This is a genomic window from Paraburkholderia sp. (genome assembly GCF_035948235.1).
In the GTDB taxonomy this organism is placed as follows: Bacteria; Pseudomonadota; Gammaproteobacteria; order Burkholderiales; family Burkholderiaceae; genus Paraburkholderia.
Genome location: NZ_DASZJJ010000226.1, coordinates 1 through 23,450, shown reverse-complemented (window position 1 = coordinate 23,450; position 23,450 = coordinate 1). Strand labels below are relative to the sequence as shown.

19 protein-coding genes are annotated in these 23,450 nt (G+C 65.4%); 7 read left to right on the top strand and 12 right to left on the bottom strand.

Features of this window, described 5'->3' with window-relative positions; genetic code table 11:
* Window positions 1-38: 38 nt before the first annotated feature.
* Window positions 39-1,238, bottom strand: a complete 1,200-nt coding sequence (tgt, locus tag VG320_RS19610; protein WP_327201743.1) for a tRNA guanosine(34) transglycosylase Tgt — start codon at window positions 1,236-1,238, stop codon at window positions 39-41.
* A 154-nt stretch (window positions 1,239-1,392) separates the two neighbouring features.
* Window positions 1,393-2,457: a tRNA preQ1(34) S-adenosylmethionine ribosyltransferase-isomerase QueA gene (gene queA / locus VG320_RS19605; protein ID WP_327201742.1), complete on the bottom strand. Its 1,065-nt coding sequence runs from the start codon at window positions 2,455-2,457 to the stop codon at window positions 1,393-1,395.
* Window positions 2,458-2,684: 227 nt separating this feature from the next.
* Here queA and recG point away from each other — a divergent pair, with 227 nt between their 5' ends.
* From recG to ubiA, 5 genes are all read left to right on the top strand, one after another.
* Window positions 2,685-4,955, top strand: coding sequence for an ATP-dependent DNA helicase RecG (gene recG, locus VG320_RS19600; RefSeq protein WP_327201741.1), 2,271 nt, complete (start codon window positions 2,685-2,687; stop codon window positions 4,953-4,955).
* A 183-nt stretch (window positions 4,956-5,138) separates the two neighbouring features.
* Window positions 5,139-6,098: a hydrogen peroxide-inducible genes activator gene (locus VG320_RS19595; protein WP_327201740.1), complete on the top strand. Its 960-nt coding sequence runs from the start codon at window positions 5,139-5,141 to the stop codon at window positions 6,096-6,098.
* A 308-nt stretch (window positions 6,099-6,406) separates the two neighbouring features.
* Window positions 6,407-6,583: a hypothetical protein gene (locus VG320_RS19590; protein ID WP_327201739.1), complete on the top strand. Its 177-nt coding sequence runs from the start codon at window positions 6,407-6,409 to the stop codon at window positions 6,581-6,583.
* Between the two features lie 170 nt (window positions 6,584-6,753).
* Window positions 6,754-7,242, top strand: a complete 489-nt coding sequence (locus VG320_RS19585) for a Dps family protein (protein WP_027816826.1) — start codon at window positions 6,754-6,756, stop codon at window positions 7,240-7,242.
* 198 nt (window positions 7,243-7,440) lie between these two features.
* A complete protein-coding gene (gene ubiA, locus VG320_RS19580) occupies window positions 7,441-8,304 on the top strand; it encodes a 4-hydroxybenzoate octaprenyltransferase (RefSeq protein WP_327201738.1) in 864 nt (287 codons plus the stop codon).
* Between the two features lie 87 nt (window positions 8,305-8,391).
* On the opposite strand, the gene proC is transcribed toward ubiA, so the two are convergent.
* The 6 genes from proC to VG320_RS19550 all read right to left on the bottom strand — a co-directional run bounded on the left by proC (window position 8,392) and on the right by VG320_RS19550 (window position 15,745).
* Window positions 8,392-9,207, bottom strand: a complete 816-nt coding sequence (gene proC, locus VG320_RS19575; protein WP_327201737.1) for a pyrroline-5-carboxylate reductase — start codon at window positions 9,205-9,207, stop codon at window positions 8,392-8,394.
* Between the two features lie 22 nt (window positions 9,208-9,229).
* Window positions 9,230-9,928, bottom strand: a complete 699-nt coding sequence (locus VG320_RS19570; RefSeq protein ID WP_327201736.1) for a YggS family pyridoxal phosphate-dependent enzyme — start codon at window positions 9,926-9,928, stop codon at window positions 9,230-9,232.
* A 244-nt stretch (window positions 9,929-10,172) separates the two neighbouring features.
* Complete coding sequence (gene glcF, locus VG320_RS19565; protein ID WP_327201735.1) at window positions 10,173-11,402, bottom strand: glycolate oxidase subunit GlcF; 1,230 nt, start codon at window positions 11,400-11,402, stop codon at window positions 10,173-10,175.
* 18 nt (window positions 11,403-11,420) lie between these two features.
* Window positions 11,421-12,509, bottom strand: coding sequence for a glycolate oxidase subunit GlcE (glcE, locus tag VG320_RS19560; protein WP_327201734.1), 1,089 nt, complete (start codon window positions 12,507-12,509; stop codon window positions 11,421-11,423).
* A gap of 221 nt (window positions 12,510-12,730) precedes the next feature.
* Window positions 12,731-14,293, bottom strand: coding sequence for an FAD-linked oxidase C-terminal domain-containing protein (locus VG320_RS19555; protein WP_327201733.1), 1,563 nt, complete (start codon window positions 14,291-14,293; stop codon window positions 12,731-12,733).
* 27 nt (window positions 14,294-14,320) lie between these two features.
* On the bottom strand, window positions 14,321-15,745 hold the full coding sequence (locus tag VG320_RS19550) for an FAD-binding oxidoreductase (RefSeq protein WP_327201732.1): 1,425 nt from the start codon (window positions 15,743-15,745) through the stop codon (window positions 14,321-14,323).
* A gap of 191 nt (window positions 15,746-15,936) precedes the next feature.
* Here VG320_RS19550 and VG320_RS19545 point away from each other — a divergent pair, with 191 nt between their 5' ends.
* Window positions 15,937-16,533, top strand: coding sequence for a cob(I)yrinic acid a,c-diamide adenosyltransferase (locus VG320_RS19545; RefSeq protein WP_327201731.1), 597 nt, complete (start codon window positions 15,937-15,939; stop codon window positions 16,531-16,533).
* Between the two features lie 148 nt (window positions 16,534-16,681).
* Complete coding sequence (gene hmpA / locus VG320_RS19540) at window positions 16,682-17,887, top strand: NO-inducible flavohemoprotein (protein ID WP_327201730.1); 1,206 nt, start codon at window positions 16,682-16,684, stop codon at window positions 17,885-17,887.
* Window positions 17,888-17,964: 77 nt separating this feature from the next.
* Here hmpA and aroG read toward each other — a convergent pair whose 3' ends face one another.
* From aroG to VG320_RS19520, 4 genes are all read right to left on the bottom strand, one after another.
* Window positions 17,965-19,038, bottom strand: a complete 1,074-nt coding sequence (gene aroG / locus VG320_RS19535) for a 3-deoxy-7-phosphoheptulonate synthase AroG (RefSeq protein ID WP_327201729.1) — start codon at window positions 19,036-19,038, stop codon at window positions 17,965-17,967.
* A gap of 433 nt (window positions 19,039-19,471) precedes the next feature.
* The gene (gene tldD / locus VG320_RS19530; protein WP_327201728.1) at window positions 19,472-20,938 is read right to left on the bottom strand and encodes a metalloprotease TldD; all 1,467 of its coding nucleotides are present in this window, start codon (window positions 20,936-20,938) and stop codon (window positions 19,472-19,474) included.
* A 99-nt stretch (window positions 20,939-21,037) separates the two neighbouring features.
* Window positions 21,038-21,889 carry a carbon-nitrogen hydrolase family protein gene (locus tag VG320_RS19525; protein WP_327201727.1) on the bottom strand — a complete coding sequence of 284 codons (852 nt, stop codon included), beginning with the start codon at window positions 21,887-21,889 and terminating at the stop codon, window positions 21,038-21,040.
* Window positions 21,890-22,003: 114 nt separating this feature from the next.
* Window positions 22,004-23,450, bottom strand: a 1,447-nt coding sequence (locus VG320_RS19520) for a YhdP family protein (protein WP_327201726.1), incomplete at its 5' end; no start/stop codon positions are given.

Genomic DNA, 23,450 nt, shown 5'->3' with positions numbered 1-23,450 from the left:
GCGCACCGGAAATCACATCAGGTCCACACTTCCCGCGCTCAATCCACCCCGCGCGCGCGGTTTTCGGCGAAACGCTGACGGAAGGCCGCGAAGGTCTTCGTCTCGATCGACTCGCGGATTTCGCTCATCAGTTCCAGGTAGTAATGCAGGTTGTGGATCGTGTTGAGCTGCGCGCCGAGGATTTCGCCCACGCGGTGCAGGTGATGCAGATAGCCGCGCGTGAAGTGGCGGCAGGTGTAGCAGCCGCACTGCTCGTCGAGCGGGCGCAGCGAGTTCTTGTGCGTGGCGTTGCGGATCTTGACGTCGCCAAAGCGCGTGAAGATCCAGCCGTTGCGCGCGTTGCGGGTGGGCATCACGCAGTCGAACATGTCGACGCCCGCAGCCACGCCCGCCACCAGATCTTCCGGCGTGCCCACGCCCATCAGGTAGTGCGGCTTGTCGGCGGGAAGCTTCGGCGCGATGTGCTGCAGCACGCGCATCATGTCTTCCTTCGGCTCGCCCACCGACAGCCCGCCGATCGCGTAGCCGTGGAACGGCATCTGCGACAGACCGGCCAGCGATTCATCGCGCAGATCCTCGAACATGCCGCCCTGGACGATGCCGAACAGCGCGTTCGGGTTGCCCAGGCGATTGAACTCGTCGATCGAGCGCTGCGCCCAGCGCATCGACATGCGCATGGAGTCGGCGGCTTCCTGGTGCGTGGTCGTCACGCCGTTGGTCGCGTAAGGCGTGCATTCGTCGAACTGCATGACGATGTCCGAATTCAGCACCTTCTGGATCTGCATCGACACTTCGGGCGAGAGGAACAGCTTGTCGCCGTTCACGGGCGAGGCGAAGCGCACGCCGTCTTCCGAGATCTTGCGCAGGTCGCCCAGCGAAAACACCTGGAAGCCGCCCGAATCCGTGAGGATCGGCCGGTTCCAGCCCATGAAGCGGTGCAGGCCGCCGTGCGCCTCGATCGTTTCCAGACCCGGGCGCAGCCACAGGTGGAACGTGTTGCCGAGGATGATCTGCGCCTTCATTTCCTCCAGCTCGCGCGGCTGCGTCGCCTTCACGGTGCCGTAGGTGCCCACCGGCATGAAGATCGGCGTTTCGACCACGCCGTGATTGAGCGTGACGCGGCCACGGCGCGCGAGGCCGTCGGTGCCGAGCAGTTCGAACTTGAGGCCGTTTTGCGGGCGCTCGCCCAGATAGGCGCCGTGTTCGGCGCGTGCGTTGTTTTGCTGACCGTCGGTCATGCGTTGACTCCTGTGCAACCGGAAAACAGTCCGGCGCAATTGGTGAAACAAGATAAAACGCCGCCGCGCATTTTTGATGTTGCGCGGCGGCTGGGAAAGTGTGAGCGTTACTTGTTGAGCGCGTCGTCAGCTTTGCATGGGACCAGAGTAAGCGCTAAAGCGCCAACTCTGGTCGACAAGTCCGCGTGAGCAGCATCGCGTCGCCATAACTGAAGAAGCGATAGCGCTGTTCGATCGCGTGACGATACGCAGCGCGAATCGTTTCGATGCCCGCGAACGCCGACACCAGCATCAGCAGCGTCGATTTCGGCAAATGGAAGTTCGTGACCAGGCGATCGACTACGCGGAACTGATAACCCGGCGTGATGAAAATATCCGTTTCCGCCTGGGTGGCGGCGAGTTCGCGGTTTTCGTTCGCGGCGTCGCGCGCGGCGGCATCGAGCGCGCGCATCGAGGTCGTGCCCACGGCGATCACGCGTCCGCCCCGCGCGCGCGTGGCGGCGATCTTGTCGACCAGCGCCTGCGGCAGTTGATACCACTCGCTATGCATCTTGTGCTCGGCGATGTTTTCCACGCGCACCGGCTGGAACGTGCCCGCGCCCACATGCAGCGTAAGCGTTGCGCGCTCCACGCCCATGGCGTCGAGTTTCGCGAGCAGCGCGTCGTCGAAGTGCAGGCCTGCGGTCGGCGCGGCCACCGCGCCCGGGTTCTGCGCGAACACGGTCTGGTAGCGCGTTTCGTCGCTCGCGTCGGCGTCGTGCGTGATGTAGGGCGGCAGCGGCAGACGGCCGTACTGCTCGATCAGCGTGAGGCAGTCGTCGGGAAAATTCAGCGTGTAGAACTGATCGACGCGCTCGGCCACCGTGACTTCGAACGCATCGGCCAGACGCAGCACAGTGCCGGGGCCCGGACTCTTGCTCGCGCGGATCTGCGCGAGCGCCGTGCGCGCGCCGGTCAGGCGCTCGACCAGCACCTCGATCTTGCCGCCGCTGGCCTTCTGGCCGAAGAAGCGCGCCTTCAGCACCTTGGTATCGTTGAAGACGAGCAGATCGCCCGGCGCGATGCACGCGGGCAGGTCGGCGAAGGTGCGGTCGGTCAGCCGCGCGGGCTGCACGGCGTTGTCCACTTCCAGGAGACGGCTTGCGCTGCGCTCGGGCAGGGCGGTCTGCGCGATCAGCGCTTCGGGAAGATCGAAATCGAAATCGGAAAGCTTGAACATACGGCCTGATGAAACGGTAAGGCGCCGACAGTGCGGCGGCTGGCGGGCAGTCCTTGAGCGGCTTGCGCGTAGCGAAACGCGCAGCGGTTGCGCCCCAAAAACTGCCTGGATGCCCGCTCCGGAGGAACGAGCAAGTATGATTGCGGGACCGGCCTGACAGGAGCAGGCCGATGCGCGGACGTGCCGCGCCATGCCGGAAAGCCGATATTGTACTTGTGAAGCAGCCCATGCCCTCGTCCGTTAGCCGAATGATTGCCGAATCCGATCCCGCGAGCGTCCCGCACGACGATACGCAGCCGGAAGCGCGCCCGGACGCGCACGCGCAGTCGCACGACGAAGCGGCGGACGCTAAGGCGCCGCGAAAGCGCGCGGCGACGAAGAAAGCCGCCGAAAAAGCCGACGTCAAAGACAAGCCCAAGCTCACCAAAACCGCCGACCGGCTCGCCAAACTGGGCCTGCACAGCGCCATCGACCTCGTACTGCATCTGCCGATGCGCTACGAGGACGAGACCACGCTCACACCCATCGGCGAGCTGTTGCCCGGCGGCATCGAGCAGACCGAAGGCGTGGTGTTCGACAACGAAGTCGCGTATCGCCCGCGCCGCCAGCTGGTCGTCAAACTGCGCGACCACAACGGCGACGAACTGCACCTGCGCTTTCTGAACTTCTACGGCTCGCAGGTCACGCAGATGGCGGTGGGCAAACGCCTGCGCGTGCGCGGCGACGTGCGCGGCGGCTTTTTCGGGCTGGAGATGGTGCATCCGGCCGTGAAGGTCGTGGAAGGCGATGCGCCGCTGCCGCAGGCGCTAACGCCGGTTTATCCATCGACGGCGGGCGTGAGCCAGGCGTATCTGCGCAAGGCCATCGACAACGCGCTCGAACGCGCGCATCTACCCGAACTGCTGCCCGAGCCGATTGCGCAGGAGTTTCTCGCGCCGCTCAACGTGCCCGGGCTCATGGATGCGGTGAAAACGCTGCACCATCCGCCCATCAACGCCGATCAAAACGAGTTGATCGACGGCACTCATCCCGCCTGGACGCGCATCAAGTTCGACGAACTGCTGGCCCAGCAGCTCTCGCTCAAGCGCGCACACGAAGAGCGCCGCACGCGCGCCGCGCCCGCGATGGCGCGTCACGTCGCGGGCCGCAAGAGCGAAGAAACGCTGCTCGCGCGTCTGCGCGAAGCCTTGCCGTTCAAGCTCACGAACGCGCAGGAACGCGTGGTCGGCGAGATCGCGCAGGATCTGGAAGCGCCGCATCCGATGCAGCGTCTGCTGCAAGGCGACGTGGGCAGCGGCAAGACCGTGGTGGCGGCGCTCGCCGCCGCGCAGGCCATCGACGCCGGTTATCAGGCCGCGCTGATGGCGCCGACTGAAATCCTCGCGGAGCAGCACGCGCGCAAGCTGCGCGGCTGGCTGGAACCGCTCGGCGTGCAGGTGGCGTGGCTCTCGGGCAGCCTCAAGGCGAAGGAGAAACGCGCCGCGCTGGAAGCGGCGGCGCTTGGCACAGCCAGGCTCGTGATCGGCACACACGCGATTATTCAGGATGCCGTGGAATTCGCGCGGCTGGGCCTTGTGATCGTCGACGAACAGCATCGTTTCGGCGTCGAGCAGCGGCTGGCGTTGCGCGCCAAGGCGCAGAACGCGAAGTCGCCTGACGAGGCCAACCGCGAGTTCCAGCCGCATCAACTGATGATGACCGCCACGCCGATCCCGCGCACGCTCGCGATGACGTATTACGCGGATCTCGAAGTCTCCACCATCGACGAACTGCCGCCGGGCCGCACGCCGATTCTCACCAAGCTCGTCTCCGACGCCCGCCGCGAGGAAGTCATCGCGCGGGTGCGCGCGGCGGCGCTCACGGGGCGTCAGGTCTACTGGGTCTGCCCGCTGATCGAAGAAAGTGAGACGCTGCAGTTGCAGACCGCCGTGGAGACCTGGGAAACGCTCGTGGCCGCGTTGCCGGAGCTGTCGGTTGGGCTCGTGCATGGGCGGCTGGCGTCGGCGGACAAGGCGGCCGTGATGGATGCGTTCTCGCGCAACGAAGTGCAGTTGCTGGTGGCGACTACGGTGATCGAAGTGGGCGTGGATGTGCCCAATGCGTCGCTGATGGTGATCGAGCATGCGGAGCGCTTTGGACTCGCCCAATTGCACCAGTTGCGCGGGCGGGTGGGGCGCGGCAGTGCGGCGTCGGTGTGCCTGCTGCTGTACACCGGGCCGCTGTCGCTCACGGGGCGTCAGCGTTTGCAGACCATGCGCGAAACCACCGATGGTTTCGAGATCGCGCGCAAGGATCTGGAAATACGCGGCCCCGGCGAGTTTCTGGGTGCGCGTCAGTCGGGCGCGGCGATGCTGCGCTTCGCAAACCTCGAAAACGACGCCTGGCTGATCGAGCCGGCGCGCGAAGCCGCCGAGCGGCTGCTGCACGAATATCCGCACGTCGTCACGCAGCACCTGAACCGCTGGCTCGGCGCGCGCGAGCAATACCTCAAGGCATAAATCCCTCCGCGAACAGACTATTGCTGCGACCGAAGCGTCGCGCATGGAACCTGTGCGCTTTCTCGCCGTCTGACCCTGCTCATGATCGCGCCCCGGATAGGGGCGTTGATTATTGGCGAATCGCCGCCATAGGTGTATAAGTACAAACTATTGATTCCCCCTTTTTGATTGGTCCCCAATGAAATGACGCTCACTGAACTGAAATACATCGTCGCGGTTGCCCGCGAGCGCCACTTCGGACGGGCCGCCGAAGCCTGCTTCGTGAGCCAGCCGACCCTGTCGGTGGCCATCAAGAAACTCGAAGACGAACTGAACGTGCAGATTTTCGAGCGCGGCACGAGCGAAGTGAGCGTGACGCCCATCGGCGAGCAGATCGTCACGCAGGCGCAGCGCGTTCTCGAACAAACGCTTGCGATCAAGGAAATTGCCAAGCAGGGCAAGGACCCGCTCGTCGGGCCGCTGCGTCTGGGCGTGATCTACACGATCGGGCCGTACCTGCTGCCCACGCTCGTCAAGCAGATGATCAAGCGCGTCCCGCAGATGCCGCTGATGCTGCAGGAGAACTACACGCTCAAGCTGATCGAGCTGCTCAAGCAAGGCGAAATCGACGTCGCCATCATGGCACTGCCCTTCGCCGAAACCGGCCTCACGCTGCGCCCGCTCTACGACGAACCCTTCGTCGTGGCGCTGCCGTCGGGCCACGTCTGGGAAAAGCGCGACAAGATCGATCCGGAAGATCTCAAGCAGGAAACCATGCTGCTGCTGGGCAGCGGCCATTGCTTCCGCGATCACGTACTGGGCGTGTGCCCGGAACTGATGCGCTTCTCGCAGAACGCGGACGGCATCCAGAAGACCTTCGAGGGGTCGTCGCTGGAGACGATTCGCCATATGGTGGCGAGCGGCGTCGGCATCACGGTGCTGCCGCGTATGTCGGTGACGGAAGTCAAGCCGCATGCGGGCGGAGCCGATTCCGGGCTGCTGTCCTATGTGCCGTTCGACGAGCCGGTGCCCGACCGCCGTGTGGTGCTGGCGTGGCGCAAGAGCTTCACGCGCATGCCGGCGATCGAGGCGATCGTCGATGCGATCAACGCCTGCGACCTGCCTGGCGTAAAGAAGATCGAAGCACCCGTCGAAGCGGTGTGATCCGCCGGTAGATTTTCCGCGCCGCGCTTCATGCGCGGCGCGTTGCCTCTTCGATGCGGCGTTCGCCCGCGTCTTTCCTTGCACCTGCGTTGTCTCGTGGCTCTTCAGGCCGCCGATAAGTATCGCCTATTCGATAGATTAATTAAATCAAATTATAGATATCAATAGTCGATGTTAAAGTCTTTTCAACCGCAACACAGGCATAACACGGCAGCCAAAAGCAGGGAGCCGCGGCGAGGCGCGATCCGCCTCGCCGCACCAGACATCCAGCCGATGAACGCAACGCAGAAACCGCAAGGAGCACGATCATGACCAGAACGATGACGATGACACTCAAGGCCGTGGGCACGGGTCGCGGCGCCGGAATGGCGCGTTCGCGCGCGGAAGGTACCGAGGTCGTACGCCGTATCGTGGGTTTTGCGATCCTGTCGAGCGGGTTCGTCGCGCTCATCGCCCAGGTTCTCGCTCATCTCGCCGGACACTGACGCGACCGGATGTCGGAGCGGGCACGCACGCTGCTTGACCCCGCTGGAGAGTGGGGCCTGATGGCCCTGTTTTCCGGTGCTTATAAGATAAACTGAGACCCGATCAAGCGTTCGACAGGGAAGTTGCGTCGTCACGGATGGGTAGTCTCACTGCTACAAAAGGAGTCATCATGGCCAAAAAATCTGCTGTGCAGCACGTGAATATCGGCATCACCGACAAGGATCGCAAGAAGATCGCAGACGGTCTCTCGCACCTGCTCGCGGACACCTACACGCTGTATCTGAAGACGCACAACTTCCACTGGAACGTCACGGGGCCGATGTTCAACACGCTCCATCTGATGTTCGAGACGCAGTACAACGAACTGGCGCTGGCCGTGGACGCCATCGCCGAGCGTATCCGTGCGCTGGGCGTACATGCGCCGGGCACCTACAAGGATTTCGCGCGGCTCTCGTCGATTCCGGAAGCGGATGGCGTGCCGGCAGCGGAAGACATGATCCGCCAGCTGGTGGAAGGCCAGGAAGCCGTGGTGCGCACCGCGCGCGCGATCTTCCCGGCCACCGAAGCTGCCCACGACGAGCCGACCGCCGACCTGCTCACGCAGCGCATGCAGACGCATGAAAAGACGGCGTGGATGCTGCGCTCGATGCTGGCCTGAGCGTTTCGCCTGAAGTGGTCGTTATGAAAGCCCGCTGGCTGGTCCAGCGGGCTTTTTGCTTTTTGCATTTGATTGCGCCCGATTTCCGCCGCATCGCCCGAGCGAGGCTGGCGTCGGCTTGCCGCATGCGTGGCCTACAATAGCGCCATCTTCCTTGCCGCCGTATTCGTCTCAATCGCCGTCTTGATCGCCCCGAACATGTTCGCCCGACTCCCGCTCTATCTGCGGCTCGTCCGCATGGACAAGCCGATCGGCAGCCTGCTGCTGCTGTGGCCGACGCTCAACGCGCTGTGGATCGCCTCGAACGGCCATCCGTCGCTTTCGCTGCTGGTGATCTTCACGCTCGGCACGGTGCTGATGCGCTCGGCGGGCTGCGCGATCAACGACTATGCGGACCGCGACTTCGACCGCCACGTCAAGCGCACGGCCGAACGGCCTATCACGTCGGGACGGATTCGCGCCTGGGAAGCGGTGGCGATTGCCGCGGCGCTGGCCGTCGTCTCGTTCCTGCTGATCCTGCCGCTGAACGCGCTCACGAAGCAATTGTCGGTGGTGGCGCTGTTCGTGGCGGCCTCGTATCCGTTCACCAAGCGCTTTTTCGCGATTCCGCAGGCGTATCTGGGCATCGCGTTCGGCTTCGGCATTCCGATGGCGTTCGCAGCCATTCAGGATCATGTGCCGATGCTCGCGTGGATCATGCTGATCGCCAACGTGTTCTGGTCGGTGGCCTACGACACCGAATACGCGATGGTCGACCGCGACGACGACATCAAGATCGGCATCCGCACCTCGGCGCTCACCTTTGGCCGCTTCGACGTGCTCGCGATCATGCTGTGCTACGCGTTCACGCTCGGTATTTACGTGTGGGTGGGCATCACGCAGCAATTCGGCGTGCTGTACTGGCTAGGCTGGGCGGCGGCGGTGGGCTGCGCGATCTATCACTACACGCTCATCAAGGATCGCGAGCGCATGCCGTGCTTCGCCGCGTTCCGTCACAACAACTGGCTGGGCGGCGCGCTCTTCGTGGGGATCGCGGCGCACTACGCGGCAGCGGGAATGTAAGCCTCACGGCCGCATTGGCAGCAGACGCAAAAAAAGCGCCGGGTTATCGAAACCCGGCGCTTTTTTTCATGCTTGCAGCGCGTTGGCTTACTGCGCGCCGAACTCTTTGCCCATTTCCTTCGCGCGCGCATCGGCGGCAAGCGCGCCGCGCACGATCGCGTCCTTGATGCCCGAGGCGTCGAACGAAGCGAGCGCCGCCGCCGTCGTGCCGCCCTTGGACGTCACGCGCTCGCGCAGCACCGCGGGCGGTTCGTCAGAATTCAGCGCCAGTTGCGCCGCGCCCGTGAAGGTGGCGATGGCGAGCGCGCGGCCCTGCTGTTCGTCCATACCGAGCTGACGCGCGGCCTCTTCGAGCGCTTCGATGAAATAGAACACGTAGGCGGGGCCGCTGCCCGAGATCGCCGTGACCGCGTCGATCTTGCTTTCGTCGTCGAACCACACCGTCTGGCCGACCGCGCCCAGCACGTTCGAGGCGAGTTCGCGGCCCGCTGCGTCGACGCCGCTGCTGGCGACCAGACCCGTTGCACCCATGCCGATCAGCGCAGGCGTGTTGGGCATCGTGCGCACGACGCGCGCGTGGCCGCCAAGCCAGCGCGACAGGTCGTCGATACGAATGCCGGCCATGATGCTGATGACAACCTGATGCGCGCCCAGATGCGGCGCGAGGCCTTCTGCAACGGCTTTGGCGATCTGCGGTTTGACGGCGATCAGGATCGCGTCATAGGCCGCGAGCGCGCTGTCCGCCGCCGCGCCCGTCTGGACGCCGAACTGATCGGCGGTGCGCTTGCGGGCGTCCTCGTTTGGATCGATCGCATACAGATTCGCGGCCGGAACGCTCTTGCGGATCAAACCGCCGATGAGTGCAGCGGCCATGTTGCCGCCGCCGATGAAGGCAATTTTCATGGTGTGGGAGTGCGTCAGTGAATCAGTGAGAGTAATCGCGTGTGCCGAAGATCGCGGTGCCGACGCGCACGATGGTCGCGCCTTCCAGCACGGCCGCTTCGAGATCCGCCGACATGCCCATCGAGAGCGTGTCGAGTGCGAGACCGTCGGCGCGCAGGGCGTCGAACAGCTCGCGCAGGCGGCGATGAGGCGCGCGTTGCGCGTCGAGCGTTGTCTCCGGCTCGGGAATCGACATCAGCCCGCGCAGGCGCAAGTTGGGGAGCGCGGCGATCGCGTGAGCAATCTGCGCCGCTTCTGCGGGCGCCACGCCGCTCTTGGAATCTTCACCGCTCACATTCACCTGCAGGCAGACGTTGAGCGCAGCCATGCCGGCCGGGCGTTGTTCGGAAAGGCGTTGCGCGATCTTCAGGCGGTCGACCGAATGCACCCAGTCGAAACGCTCTGCCACGGGGCGCGTCTTGTTCGACTGCAGCGGCCCGATGAAATGCCATTCGAGGCTCGCGCGCAGATCCGCAAGCGTGTCGATCTTGTCCACGGCTTCCTGCACGTAGTTCTCGCCGAACGCGCGCTGGCCTGCAGCGTGCGCGGCGCGCACATCGCCGGCCGGGAATGTTTTCGACACGGCTAGCAGCGCGACGGACTCCGGCGCCCGGTCCGCATTGCGGGCGGCGGCGGCGATGCGTTGACGAACGGCTTCGAGATGGTGGGCGAGATCGGTCATGGGAATTCTGGCCGGCCGCGCAGCGCTGCCCGCGGCCGCGCTCTGGGTTAGGCGCACTGAAAACGAACGAGGCCAATTATACGGATTGGGCGAGGCGCGAGGCATCGGCCAGAAGTCATAGGCCGAATGGCCGACTGCCGGAGCGCGCGGCGATTCGTTAGGCTCGGAATGTTACCGGTGGGCGGTGAAAGTGCAACCAGGGTTCAGCCGGGTGCAACCCGTCGCCTGCAGGCCCATCCCTTGGTTAATTCGCCGCCAGCATATGCTCAACCAGTTCGATCCAGTGCGTGACCGGAATCTTCGTGCCGCTTTGCAGATGCGCAATGCAGCCGATATTCGCCGAGACGATCAGTTGTGGCTCCAGCGCCTTGAGCCGCTCGACCTTCTGGTTGCGCAGCGTGTAGGACAGGCGCGGCTGCGTGATCGAATAGGTGCCGGCGGAGCCGCAGCACAGGTGGCTGTCGGCGGGCAGGCGCACGTCCAGGCCCAGCGCGCCCAGCACTTTCTCCACGCCGCCGCGCACCTGCTGGCCGTGCTGCAGCGTGCACGGCGGGTGGTACGCCACCGTGTGGATGCCGCGCCTGCGCGTGGCGGCCATCAGTTGCTCCTCGAAAGCCGGCAGGATTTCGCTGAGGTCGCGCGTGAGGCTGGCGATGCGCTGCGCCTTGCTCGCATAGGCCGGGTCGTTGCGCATCAGGTGCGCGTATTCCTTGACCGTTGCGCCGCAACCCGAGGCATTCATGACGATTGCTTCGGCGCCTTGCTCCACATAGGGCCACCAGGCGTCGATATTGGCGCGCACGTCGTCGAGCGCGTCGTCGGCGTAACCCATGTGCAGGCGGATCGCTCCGCAGCAGCCCGCCTGCGGCGCGACGAGGGTTTCGATGCCAAGTGCGTCCAGCACGCGTGCCGTGGCCGTGTTGATGTTGGGCATCATCGAAGGCTGCACGCAGCCCGCGAGCATCAGCATCTTGCGCGCGTGCTTCGCCGTCGGCCACGCGAGCGGGCGCTGGCGCACCGGCACCTTGTCGCGCAGGCGGCGCGGCAGCAGCACGCGCACCTGCTGCGCCATGCGCATGGCCGGCGAGAACAGCATGCGGCGCGGCAGGAAGCCTGCCAGAAAGCGGCGAATCAGGCGCTGGCGCAGCGGGCGCGGCACCATTTGTTCGGCATGCTTGCGGCCCAGTTCCACCAGCCGCCCGTATTGCACGCCGGACGGGCAGGTGGTCTCGCAACTGCGGCAGGTAAGGCAGCGGTCCAGGTGCGTGAGCGTGCTCTTCGTTACGGGCGCGCCTTCTACCATCTGCTTCATCAGATAGATGCGTCCGCGCGGGCCGTCGAGCTCGTCGCCGAGCAACTGATAGGTCGGGCAGGTCGCGGTGCAAAAGCCGCAATGCACGCATTTGCGCAGGATCGCGTCGGCTTCGTCGCCGTCGGGAGTGTTGCGAATGAAGTCCGCGAGGTTCGTCTGCATCGCCGCGTGTCGGTCTCGTCAGAAGTCGGAATACAGGCGGCCGCGATTGAAGATGCGGGCCGGGTCGAACGCAGCTTTCAGGCCGCGATGGATCTTCATGAGCGGCGCGGGCAGCGGCGTGAATACGCCCGCGCTGCGGTCGTAAGCGCGGCCCGTGCGGAACAGCGTGGCGTGGCCGCCGGCCTGCTTGGCGGTGATGCGTACGGTTTGCGCGTCGGTTTCGGTGATCCACCAGCGCTGCGCGCCGCCCCATTCCATCAGTTGTGCGCCGGGCAGTTGCAGCGGCTCGGCGATCGATGGCAGCGCGAGACGCCAGAGCGCGGCATCGGGTGCGATCGAAGCGAAAAACGGATCGCTCTGTTCGCGCAGTCCGGCCCAGAAGCGCTCGGCTTCCACCGCATCGACGACTTCGCCGCCCAGCGACGTGCGCGCGGCTTTCACGCCCGCTTCCGCCCCGGCCAGACGCACGGCCAGCGTGCCGTTGCGCCAGGCGCTGGCGGTGATGGGCAGCGGGCGGCCGCCCCATTCGTTGAGCTTGCGCACGGCGTCGGTGCCGTTCATGTCGAAGCGCAGCGTGGCTTCCGCCTGCGGCAGCGGCAGGACTTTCACGGACAGTTCCAGAATCAGCCCGAGCGTGCCGAGCGAACCCGCCAGCAGACGCGAAACGTCATAACCCGCGACGTTCTTCACCACCTGGCCGCCGAAGTGCAGCACTGCGCCGTGCCCGTTCATGATCACGGCGCCCAGCACGAAGTCGCGCGCAGCGCCCGCGCTCGCGCGGCGCGGCCCGGCCAGACCCGCCGCGATGCAGCCGCCGAAGGTGGCCTGCGGGCCGAAGTGGGGCGGCTCGAACGCCAGCATCTGGCCGTGCGTGGCGAGCGCATGTTCGATTTCGAGCAGCGGTGTGCCGGCGCGCGCCGTGATGACCAGTTCGGCAGGGTCGTAAGCGATGATGCCCCGATGCGCGCGCGTATCGAGCACCTCGCCTTCGAGCGCCTGACCGTACCAGTCCTTGGTGCCGCCGCCACGTATGCGCAATGGCTTGCCGTCGGCGCTTGCGGCGCGGATGCGCTCGGACCAGACCGCGACGATGTCGTCCTCTTGCATGATTCCCATGCTTCCCATAGCGCGTTGCCTGGCGCGGTTGTCGTTGTGCTTTGTTCGATTGTACTGACGCGTCCCTTCCTGACAACCCGGGGCAGGCCCGCATGGCGGTGCGCGTCGGAAGGGGGGGCGGTGAGTCGGGCCGTCAAGTGCCGCTCGGTGTCATACGACGCGTCACACCGCGCGTCGCGCAAAACACAACGCGCGGCGCAAAAGTGTGCGGATCAGAAGCGCGGCAGATCGGGATGCGGCAGCAGGTTGCCGCGCACGTGCATGCGGCCGTACTCGGCGCAGCGCGCACGGGTGGGAATGCCCTTGTCGGGATTGAGCAGCCTGGCCGGGTCGAAGGCGTGCTTGACGGCATGAAACGCGTCACGCTCCTCGGGGGAGAACTGTACGCACATCGAGTTGATCTTCTCGATGCCCACGCCATGTTCGCCCGTTACCGTGCCGCCCAGCTCGACGCAGGTTTCGAGAATGTCCGAGCCGAACGCCTCGGCGCGGTGCCATTCATCGGCGTCGTTGCCGTTGAAGAGAATCAGCGGATGCATGTTGCCGTCGCCGGCATGAAACACGTTGATGCAGCGCAGCCCGTACTGTTTTTCCATCTCATGGATGCGCGCGAGCAACGGCCCGATCGCGCGGCGCGGCACCGTGCCGTCCATGCAGTAATAGTCGGGAGAAATGCGGCCCGCCGCGGGAAACGCGTTCTTGCGCCCAGACCAGAAGCGCAGCCGCTCCTCTTCTGTGCGCGAGATCTGGATGCGCGTTGCGCCATGCTCGCGCAGCACGGCGGTCGTGCGGGCGATTTCGTCGGCGACTTCCTCGGGCGTGCCGTCCGCTTCGCACAGCAGGATCGCGGCGGCGTCGAGGTCGTAGCCCGCGTTGACGAACTCCTCGACTGCGCGCGTGGCCGGCTTGTCCATCATTTCGAGGCCCGCCGGAATGATGCCCGAGGCGATGATGCCCGCCACCGCGTCGCCGCCTTTCACGACGTCGTCGAAACTCGCCATGATGACCTGCGCGGTCTGCGGGCGCGGGATCAGCTTGACGGTGACTTCGGTGACGATTGCGAACATGCCTTCGCTGCCGATCATCACCGCCAGCAGGTCGAGTCCGGGTGCGTCGGGCGCGAGCGAGCCGAATTCTACGATCTCGCCGTCCATCGTCACCGCGCGCACGCGCAGCACGTTATGCACCGTCAGGCCGTATTTGAGGCAGTGCACGCCGCCCGAATTCTCCGACACGTTGCCGCCGATCGTGCAGGCGATCTGCGAGGAAGGGTCGGGCGCGTAGTAGAGGCCGTAGGGCGCGGCGGCCTCCGAAACGGCGAGGTTGCGCACGCCGGGCTGCACGGTTGCCGTGCGAGCGTACGGATCGACTTCCAGGATACGCCGAAAGCGCGCCAGCGAAAGCACGATGCCGTGGCGGATCGGCATGGCGCCGCCCGAGAGGCCGGTGCCCGCGCCGCGCGGCACCACGGGCACGTCCAGACGGCGGCAGATCTGCACGATGCGCTGCACCTGCGATTCGGTTTCCGGCAGTGCGACCGCAAGCGGCAGGCGCCGATAGGCCGCCAGTCCGTCGCATTCGTAGGCGACCGTGTCTTCCTCGCGATGCAGCAGGCAATGCGCGGGCAGCACGGCCATCAGCGCCTGCACGACTTCGCGCTGACGCTGCGCGAGGGCTTCGGGCGTCAACTCTGGGGCCGAATCTTTTGCCGCGTTTTTGGCCGCGCTTTTGGCCGCATTGTTGGCATCAGGCAGATTCGCGTCCGGTGCATTCATGTCTCCTCCTCGTGGCGTGTTCCCGGCTCAGGCGGCCCAGCTGAAAATCTTGCCCGGGTTCATGAGGTTGTGCGGATCGAGCGCGTGCTTGATGGCGCGCATGGTGTCGATCGTGTCCGCGCCGTGTTCCTCGACGAGGAAGTCCATCTTGTGCAGGCCCACCCCGTGCTCGCCGGTGCAGGTGCCGTCCATGCGGATCGCGCGCTGCACGATGCGGTGGTTCAGGCGCTCGGCTTCGTCGATTTCCTCGGGCTTGTCCGGATCGATCAGGATCGCCACATGGAAGTTGCCGTCGCCCACGTGGCCGACGATCGGGCAGGGCAGCGGTGAAGCCTTCAGGTCGGCCTCGGTTTCCACCACGCATTCGGCGAGGCGCGAGATCGGCACGCAGACATCGGTCGTCACGGCGCGGCAGCCGGGCTTGAGTTGCAGCATCGCAAAGTAGGCGCTATGGCGCGCGTTCCACAGGCGGCTGCGATCTTCAGGGCGCGTGGCCCATTCGAAGCCCTCGCCGCCGTTTTGCGCGGCGATTTCCTGCACGAGCTGCGCCTGCTCGGCGACGCCCGCTTCGGTGCCGTGAAATTCGAAAAAGAGCGTGTGCTTTTCCTGCAGCGTCAGGTTCGAATGCTTGTTGATGGCGCGCACCGCGAGCGCGTCGATGAATTCCACGCGTGCGATCGGCACGCCGATCTGGATCGTTTCGATCACGCTGCGCACGGCTTCAACCATCGACGGAAACGCGCAGATCGCCGCCGACACCGCTTCCGGCTGCGGGTAGAGCCGCACGGTGATTTCGGTGATGACGCCAAGCGTGCCTTCCGAGCCTACGAAGAGCCGCGTCAGGTCGTAACCCGCCGACGACTTGCGCGCACGCGTGCCGGTCTTGATGACGCGGCCGTCGGCGAGCACGGCGGTGAGGCCCAGCACGTTCTCGCGCATCGTGCCGTAGCGCACGGCGTTGGTGCCCGAGGCGCGCGTCGCCGACATGCCGCCGATGCTCGCATCCGCACCCGGATCGATGGGGAAGAACAGGCCGGTGTCGCGCAGCGCTTCGTTGAGCTGTTTGCGCGAGATGCCAGGCTCCACCGTCACGGTCAGGTCTTCGGCATTGATTGAGAGCACGCGGTTCATCTGCGACAGGTCGATCGACACGCCGCCCTGTACGGCCAGCAGATGGCCTTCGAGCGAGGAGCCGTTGCCGTAAGGGATGATCGGCACGCCGTATTGCGCGCACAGCTTGACGATGGTCTGGACTTCCCCGGTGCTCTGCGCGTAGACGACGGCATCGGGCAGTTGCGGATCGAAACGCGATTCGTCGCGGCCATGATGGGCGCGCACCGCTTCGGAAGTGGAAACGCGCTCGCCGAAGGCGTGGCGCAGGCTGTCGAGGAGATCGGCGGGGAACGGGCGGCGTGCAGGATTCGCAATGGCCGGCGGCGCGGGATGATTCACGCGGGGGTCTCCTTGTTGGACATGATCTTTGGCGCAAATCATTCTACGCTCAACGTTCCGGCCTGAGAGGCGGGGACAGCCCGGGGGGAGCGGCTGCTCTGTTGCACCGCGCAATCGCCCTTGCCGCGCTCGCGCGGGCGACAATGGCGCTTCTGCTTGATTCACGATTCTGGATTCTGGAGAGACACACCATGGGCAATCGCCTGAGCAAGATCGCCACACGCACCGGCGACGACGGCACGACTGGCCTGGGCGACGGCAGCCGCGTGCGCAAGGATGCGGTGCGCATCGCCGCGATCGGCGACGTCGACGAGCTGAATTCGAATATCGGCGTGCTGCTGTGCGAGACGCTGCCCGATGACGTGCGCGCCGCGCTCACCGCGATCCAGCACGATCTGTTCGATTTGGGCGGCGAGCTTTGCATGCCTGGCCACACCATCGTCACGGACGCGCACCTCGCCAGGCTCGACGGCTGGCTCGAGGATTACAACGGCATGTTGCCGCCGCTCAAGGAGTTCATCCTGCCCGGCGGCTCGCGCGCGGCAGCGCTCGCGCATGTTTGCCGCACGGTGTGCCGGCGTGCGGAGCGCACTATCGTCGAGCTAGGCGCGCAGCAGGAAGGCAGTGCGCCGCTCGCGCAGACGCCGCGTCGATATGTGAACCGGCTATCCGATCTGCTGTTCGTGCTTGCGCGCGTGCTTAACCGCGCGGCGGGCGGCAATGACGTGCTGTGGCGGCATGATCGCGGTCAGGCGCGGCAGGAACCCGAACCCTTCGACAACGAGTAGAAGGGCGCCATAGCGGCGCAGACGCCTGAATGAAATGCGCTGCGCCAGCCCGATTGCTGCGGGTGCGACAAAATGCCCACACGGCGCGCGCGCTTAAAGATGTATCTTGTGTACATCTTTTAACGAGGATTAACGAGGAGAAGCCGCAATGACCGCGCTCACCGCCGACCAGATCGCCCGCGTCAAGGCCACCGCGCCCGTTTTCGCCGAGCATGGCCCGACCATCACGAAGCACTTTTATCAGCGCATGTTCAACGCGCACCCGGAGCTGAAGAACCTCTTCAACCAGACGCACCAGCAAAGCGGCAGCCAGCCCGAAACGCTGGCGCGCGCGGTCTACGCTTATGCGGCGAACATCGATAATCTGGGCGCGCTGGGCGGCGCGGTCACGCATATCGCGCACAAGCACGCGAGCCTGAACATCCGTCCGGAACACTATCCGATCGTTGGACGTCATCTGCTGGGCGCGGTGGTCGATGTGCTTGGCGATGCGGTCGATCAGGCCACGCTCGACGCATGGACCGTGGCCTACGAGCAGCTCGCGCAGATCATGATCGGCGTGGAAGCCAGGTTGTATGAAGCGGCGCCGTGGAGCGGCTTCCGTCCGTTCAAGGTGGTGCGCAAGCAGGTGGAAAGCGACGAAATCACCTCGTTCTATCTCGCGCCCGCCGACGGCGCGCCCGCAGGCGGCTTCGAGCCGGGCCAGTATGTAAGCGTGAAGCGCTTCGTGGAGCAGCTCGGCGTCGATCAGCCGCGCCAGTACAGTCTGTCCGACGCGCCGCACGGCCGCTGGCTGCGCATCTCGGTCAAGCGCGAAGCCGGTGCCGGCGACGTGCAGCCGGGCCATGTGTCGAACCTGATGCACGACGGCGTCGAGCAGGGCGCGATCGTCCACGTGAGCGCGCCGATGGGCGAATTCAAGCTCGACCGCACGAAGCGCACGCCGGTTGTGCTGATTAGCGGCGGCGTCGGCATCACGCCGATGGCGTCGATGCTCGCCACTTTGATGGCTGAGCGCAGCGAACGTCAGGTCACCTTCGTGCACGCCTGCCGAAACGGCCGTGTGCATGCGTTCCGCGACTCGCTGCGCCGCAGCGCCGCGGAATATCCGAACCTCAAGCGCGCGGTGTTTTACGAAGCCGTGAACGCGGAAGATCGCGTGGGCGCCGACTATGACTTCGAAGGCCGCGCGGACATTGCGCGCATCGAAGCCGATGTGATGCTGCCCGATGCCGATTACTACATCTGCGGCCCGGTCGCCTTCATGCGCGCGCAGCGCGAGGCGCTGGTTGCGCGTGGCGTGGAGCCGGTGCGCATCCACACCGAGATTTTCGGTTCGGGCATGCTCGACTGAAAAACGCGAGACGTGAAAAAGCCCGGCCAGTCGCGAAACTGGCCGGGCTTTTTACATCGTCAAACGTCCGGCAAAAATCAGTTGCCGCTGCCGCGCGCGATACGGCGCTGCTTGACCGCCTCGGCGAGCCCTTCGAGCACGCCGATGCTTTCGTCCCAGCCGATGCACGCATCGGTCACGCTCTGGCCATAGGTCAGTTCGCAGCCTTCCTTCAGGTCCTGGCGGCCCGCCACGAGGTGCGATTCCACCATCACGCCGACGATGCGCTCGTCGCCGCCCGCGATCTGGCGACCGATATCGGCGCATACGGGGATCTGGTTTTCGTGTTTCTTCGAGCTGTTGGCGTGGCTCGCGTCGATCATCAGACGCGCGGCCAGACCTGCCTTGCCGATGTCGTTGCAGGCTGCGTTGACGCTTTCCGCGTCGTAGTTCGGCGTCTTGCCGCCGCGCAGGATCACGTGGCAATCCTCATTGCCGGCGGTCGAAACGATGGCCGAATGGCCGCCCTTGGTCACCGACAGGAAATGGTGCGGCTGCGACGCGGCCTTGATCGCATCGACGGCGATCTTCACGTTGCCATCCGTGCCGTTCTTGAAGCCGACCGGGCACGAGAGGCCCGAGGCCAGCTCGCGGTGCACCTGCGATTCGGTCGTGCGCGCGCCGATTGCGCCCCACGAGATCAGATCGGCGATGTACTGCGGGCTGATCATGTCGAGGTACTCGGTGCCCGCCGGCAGGCCCAGTTCGTTGATCGAGACCAGCAGTTCGCGCGCTGTGCGCAGGCCGTCGTTGATCTTGAAGCTGTTGTCCATGAACGGGTCGTTGATGAGACCCTTCCAGCCCACCGTCGTGCGCGGCTTTTCGAAGTACACGCGCATGACGATTTCCAGCTCGTTGCTGAAGCGCTTGCGCTGTTCCACCAGCTTCTTCGCGTAGTCGACCGCAGCCTTGGTGTCGTGAATCGAGCAGGGGCCGATCACCACGACAAGGCGGTCATCCATGCCGTGCAGGATGCGATGCAACGCGCGGCGCGATTCGAAAATCAGCGTGGAGGCGGCTTCCGAGCACGGGAATTCGCGGATCAGGTGTGCGGGCGGCGTGAGTTCCTTGAGTTCGCGGATGCGGACATCGTCGGTGTTGTGCGGGGGCATGTTGTTTTCTCCTGATCCTGTGTAGCGTGCTTCGCGTGGCGAAACGGCGGCAATCTGCTAGATGAAAGTAAGGCTCGTGCGAGTTAAGGACGAAAAGCGGGTCAAAAAAGCCGGGCGAAAAAAAACCGCCAGACTTTGCTGGCGGTTTCTCGTGTATTCGGGGTCCTGCGCGTACTGCTAACCCTCTCGATCCGCCAGCGGTCTGAGATACCAAAAGAAGTAAAAATAAAACTTCGTGGCGAACATGGCGAAATCGGTTCGTTACGTCGAAAAGGGTGATTGCCTTTATAACCCGGCCTTCTTCAGGCTGGCAAGCGGGTTTGGGCGAAAAAGCGGATGTCCCGCGCAAAAACACATTTCAATGCAGGAAAGCCGCACGGAGATGCGGAATTTCCGCATCGCCGTGCATGAAGCCTGCAGGATCAAGCTGATGTCAGACCGTGCCGCCGACCGTCATGCGGTCGATGCGCAGCGTCGGCTGGCCCACGCCCACCGGCACGCTCTGGCCCTCCTTGCCGCACACGCCCACGCCCGAATCCAGCCGCATGTCGTTGCCGATCATGCTCACGTACTTGAGCGATTCCGGGCCGCTGCCGATCAGCGTCGCGCCCTTCACCGGATACGTGATCTTGCCGTCTTCGATCATGTAGGCCTCGGAGGCCGAGAACACGAACTTGCCGTTGGTGATATCGACCTGACCGCCGCCGAAGTTCACCGCGTACAGACCGTTCTTCACCGACGCGAGGATTTCCTGCGGGTCCTTGTCGCCGTTGAGCATGTAGGTGTTCGTCATACGCGGCATCGGCAGGGCGGCGTAGGATTCGCGGCGCGCGTTGCCGGTCACGGGCATCTTCATCAGGCGCGCGTTGAGCGAGTCCTGGATGTAGCCCTTGAGGATGCCGTCCTCGATCAGCGTGGTGCACTGCGTCGGGTTGCCTTCGTCGTCGATATTGAGCGAGCCGCGGCGATTCGGCAGCGTGCCGTCGTCGACCACGGTGACGCCCTTGGCCGCCACGCGCTCGCCAATCTGCCCCGCGAACGCCGACGAACCCTTGCGGTTGAAGTCGCCTTCCAGGCCGTGGCCGATCGCCTCGTGCAGCAGCACGCCCGGCCAGCCCGGGCCGAGCACGACGGTCATCGCGCCCGCAGGCGCCGGACGCGCCTCAAGGTTCACCAGTGCCGCATGCACGGCGTCGTCGACGTACTTCGAGAGCACGTCGTCCGTGAAATAGCCGTAGTCGTAGCGTCCGCCGCCGCCGCCGTTGCCGATTTCGCGACGGCCGTTCTGCTCGGCGATCACCGTGACCGAGACGCGCACGAGCGGGCGGATGTCGGCGGCCAGTGCGCCGTCACTGCGCGCAACCAGCACGACGTCGTATTCGCCCGCCAGCGCCGCCATCACCTGGGTGATGCGCGGGTCGCGGCTGCGCGCCATTTGCTCGATGCGCTCGAGCAGCTTGACCTTTTCGGTGGCGTCGAGCGAGGTGAGCGGGTCGGACGGCAGGTACAGATCGCGGCCCGCGATGCCCTTGAGGGAGCTGGCCACCTTGATCTTCTGCTTGCCGCCGCCGGCCTTCGCGATCGAGCGCGTGGCGATGGCCGCCTGGCGGATCGCTTCGGGCGAGAGGTCGTCGGAATATGCGAATGCGGTGCGCTCGCCGGACACGGCGCGCACGCCGACGCCCTGGTCGATGCTGAAACTGCCCGACTTGACGATGCCTTCCTCCAGGCTCCATGCCTCGCTGCGGGTGGCCTGGAAGTAGAGATCGGCGTAGTCGACGCGGTGCGTGAAAATCTCGCCGAGCGTGCGCGTGAGCAGCGCCTCGTCGAGGCCGTAGGGCGCGAGGAGCACGTCCTTCGCGGTCGCCAGATTGCGGATGCCGGGTTCGATGATGTTCATGCGCTCAATATGGAAGTTTCAGATGGCAGATGCGGAGCAGATTCGGGCGCGGTACGGCGAAATCAAGACGCCCTGGGTCGAGGGTTGGAGTAGTACGCGTCAGTTGCAGTCCAGCACGCGATGCCGCCACGCCGGCAGGCTTGCGCGCACGGCGGCGATGCGTTCGAGGTCGATATCGCCGATCACGACGCCGGGGTTTTCGTCGAGCACATCGACGATCTCGCCCCACGGGTCGATCAGCATGCTGTGGCCCCAGGTGCGGCGGCCGTTTTCGTGCGTGCCGCCCTGCGCCGCGGCGAGCACGTAGCACTGGTTTTCGACGGCGCGCGCGCGCAGCAGAAGCTGCCAGTGCGCGCGGCCCGTGGTGTACGTAAACGCGGACGGCACGACCATCAGCGCGCAGTCACCCATGCGCCGGTACAGTTCGGGAAAGCGCAGATCGTAGCAGACCGACAGGCCCACGCGGCCGAACGGCGCGTCGAAGGTGCGCACCTCCGTGCCCGGGCGGATCGTGCGCGCTTCGTCGAAGGATTCGGCGCCTTTTTCGAAGTTGAACAGATGGATCTTGTCGTAGCGCGCGCGCTCGGCGCCGCTCGTATCGAACACGAGCGTGGTGTTGAGCACGCGGTTTTCTTCGGGCGCTTTCAGCGGCAGTGTGCCGCCGATGATCCACACGTCATGACGCTTCGCAGCATCGGCGAGAAATTGCTGGATCGGGCCGTCGCCGTAAGTTTCGCGCACGGCGAGCTTGTCGCTGTCCTTGTGGCCCATGAAGCAGAAGTATTCGGGCAGCAGCACAAGGCGCGCGCCCTGCGCGGCGGCCTCGGCGATCAGACGTTCAGCTTCGGCGAGATTACGCGCGAGATCGGGCGTGCTGACCATCTGCAGCGCGGCGACCCTAAACGGCGTGATCAGGGTGTTCGGCGCTGCGGAAGAAGAAGTTTCGCTCATCGGCGGCTCTTGTCTGGAAAGAGGATGGGGCCCGGAGCGGCTCGGCAGGGCGCTGCGCGAGTCGTGGATGTGCCCGTCGACTTGCACATCGGCGCTCAGCAGGCGATCTGGATCTCAATGCGCCGCCGCCGGAACCTGCGCGTCCATCTTACCCTGATCGCCACGCAGTCGCTCGACGTGCGGTTTGGCCCAGGAACCGGTGATCGCGTAGTCGCGCGCGAGCGTCGCTTCCATCGTGTGCGAGAGCGCGAAGTCGCCGATCAGCGCGCCCAGCCCCAGCAGCGGATTGATGATGGCCGCGACGATCACGCCCGCGCCCGCGCTCACCGTCGGCACGGCGTGCACGCGCAGATCCTGGGTTTCGTGCGCGAGGTCGACGCTGCCCGTCATCTGCGCGCGGCCAGGCGCGGTTACCAGCTTGAAGTCGTTGGTGCGGGCGATGCCGTTCTGGATCTGCGCGCTGCCGGTGACGCTCGTGAACGGCAGGCCTTCGCCGATCACATCGCGGAAGTCCATGGTCGCGTAGCGCGCGAGGCTCTGCAGGCTCAGCACGCCCAGCAGCGTTGCCACGCCCTGGTGAATCTTGAGGATTTCGCCGTGGCGCAGATCGAGCGCGAGACTGCCGTTGAGTGTCGGGAAGTCGAGCTTGTTGGGACCGCCGCGCCATTCCAGATTGCCGTTGAGCGTGCCCGAGCCGCCCTTGATCGCATGCGCGACGCCCGCGCGTTCGAGCAGATCGCCTGCATCCTTGATGTCGAGATGGAAGTCGAGCGCGGTGCGGCGCGGCGTCTGCGCGGCGCCGCCGGCCGTGTCGGCGGGCGCGGATTCGTCGCCGATGGCGCGCCAGTTTTCGGTGGCGGTGAAATGCCCGGCCGGATTGACGATGTCGAGCGTGTCGAGCTGCCAGACCGGCACGCCGTTCTCGTCGAAATTGTGGGCGTTGATCTGCAGGCGGCCGAAGTCGCGTCCGCGCACAATCAGCTGGTTCACGACCAGGTCGATCGACGGCATGTTCTGCGCGGGCTGCGAGACGGCCTGGCCGAGCAGGTCGTTTTCGGTGGCGGCGGGGACGACGAGGCGCGCCAGACGCGCTTCCAGCGTGCCAGGGGAGCCGGGCACCGCGCCCGGTTTCCACGAGACGTGGCCGGAGACCTGGTTTGAGGCGACGTTAGCCTGCCACTGGTTGGCGTCCCGCGAGGCGCCGACGATCACGTTTTCCCAGTGACGCTTGAGCAGCGTGAGCGTGCCGACGTGGACCGCGAAGCGCGACGGCACGTAGGACGCGAACGCGCCGCCGGGCGCCAGCGGCGAGGAGGCCGTGGGCGCTATCGTTTGCGCGGCGGTTTGCGAAGCAGATTGTGGGGCGGGCGGTGAAGCGGCTAGAGGCGCGCTGGCGGTTGCACTGGCCTGCGCAGTGGACTGTGCAGCCGCGGGCGCGCTTGCCGCAACAGCAGGATTAGCCGCTGCCGTGCCGCGCAGCTCCCGCGCCACGCGCAGCCAGGCATCGGCATCGAAGGAAGGCAGATCGACGGCTGCCGTCACGCCTTCGGAGGGCAGGTCG

Bases quoted from the DNA above. Each gene is read 5' to 3' on its own strand.
- aroG (WP_327201729.1), bottom strand. From the start codon at position 19,038: ATGCCCCCGCACAACACCGACGATGTCCGCATCCGCGAACTCAAGGAA.
- VG320_RS19555 (WP_327201733.1), bottom strand. From the start codon at position 14,293: ATGAATGCACCGGACGCGAATCTGCCTGATGCCAACAATGCGGCCAAA.
- VG320_RS19545 (WP_327201731.1), top strand. From the start codon at position 15,937: ATGGGCAATCGCCTGAGCAAGATCGCCACACGCACCGGCGACGACGGC.
- VG320_RS19590 (WP_327201739.1), top strand. From the start codon at position 6,407: ATGACCAGAACGATGACGATGACACTCAAGGCCGTGGGCACGGGTCGC.
- glcF (WP_327201735.1), bottom strand. From the start codon at position 11,402: ATGCAGACGAACCTCGCGGACTTCATTCGCAACACTCCCGACGGCGAC.
- glcE (WP_327201734.1), bottom strand. From the start codon at position 12,509: ATGCAAGAGGACGACATCGTCGCGGTCTGGTCCGAGCGCATCCGCGCC.
- tgt (WP_327201743.1), bottom strand. From the start codon at position 1,238: ATGACCGACGGTCAGCAAAACAACGCACGCGCCGAACACGGCGCCTAT.
- queA (WP_327201742.1), bottom strand. From the start codon at position 2,457: ATGTTCAAGCTTTCCGATTTCGATTTCGATCTTCCCGAAGCGCTGATC.
- proC (WP_327201737.1), bottom strand. From the start codon at position 9,207: ATGAAAATTGCCTTCATCGGCGGCGGCAACATGGCCGCTGCACTCATC.
- VG320_RS19525 (WP_327201727.1), bottom strand. From the start codon at position 21,889: ATGAGCGAAACTTCTTCTTCCGCAGCGCCGAACACCCTGATCACGCCG.
- VG320_RS19570 (WP_327201736.1), bottom strand. From the start codon at position 9,928: ATGACCGATCTCGCCCACCATCTCGAAGCCGTTCGTCAACGCATCGCC.
- VG320_RS19585 (WP_027816826.1), top strand. From the start codon at position 6,754: ATGGCCAAAAAATCTGCTGTGCAGCACGTGAATATCGGCATCACCGAC.
- hmpA (WP_327201730.1), top strand. From the start codon at position 16,682: ATGACCGCGCTCACCGCCGACCAGATCGCCCGCGTCAAGGCCACCGCG.
- ubiA (WP_327201738.1), top strand. From the start codon at position 7,441: ATGTTCGCCCGACTCCCGCTCTATCTGCGGCTCGTCCGCATGGACAAG.
- recG (WP_327201741.1), top strand. From the start codon at position 2,685: ATGCCCTCGTCCGTTAGCCGAATGATTGCCGAATCCGATCCCGCGAGC.
- VG320_RS19595 (WP_327201740.1), top strand. From the start codon at position 5,139: ATGACGCTCACTGAACTGAAATACATCGTCGCGGTTGCCCGCGAGCGC.
- tldD (WP_327201728.1), bottom strand. From the start codon at position 20,938: ATGAACATCATCGAACCCGGCATCCGCAATCTGGCGACCGCGAAGGAC.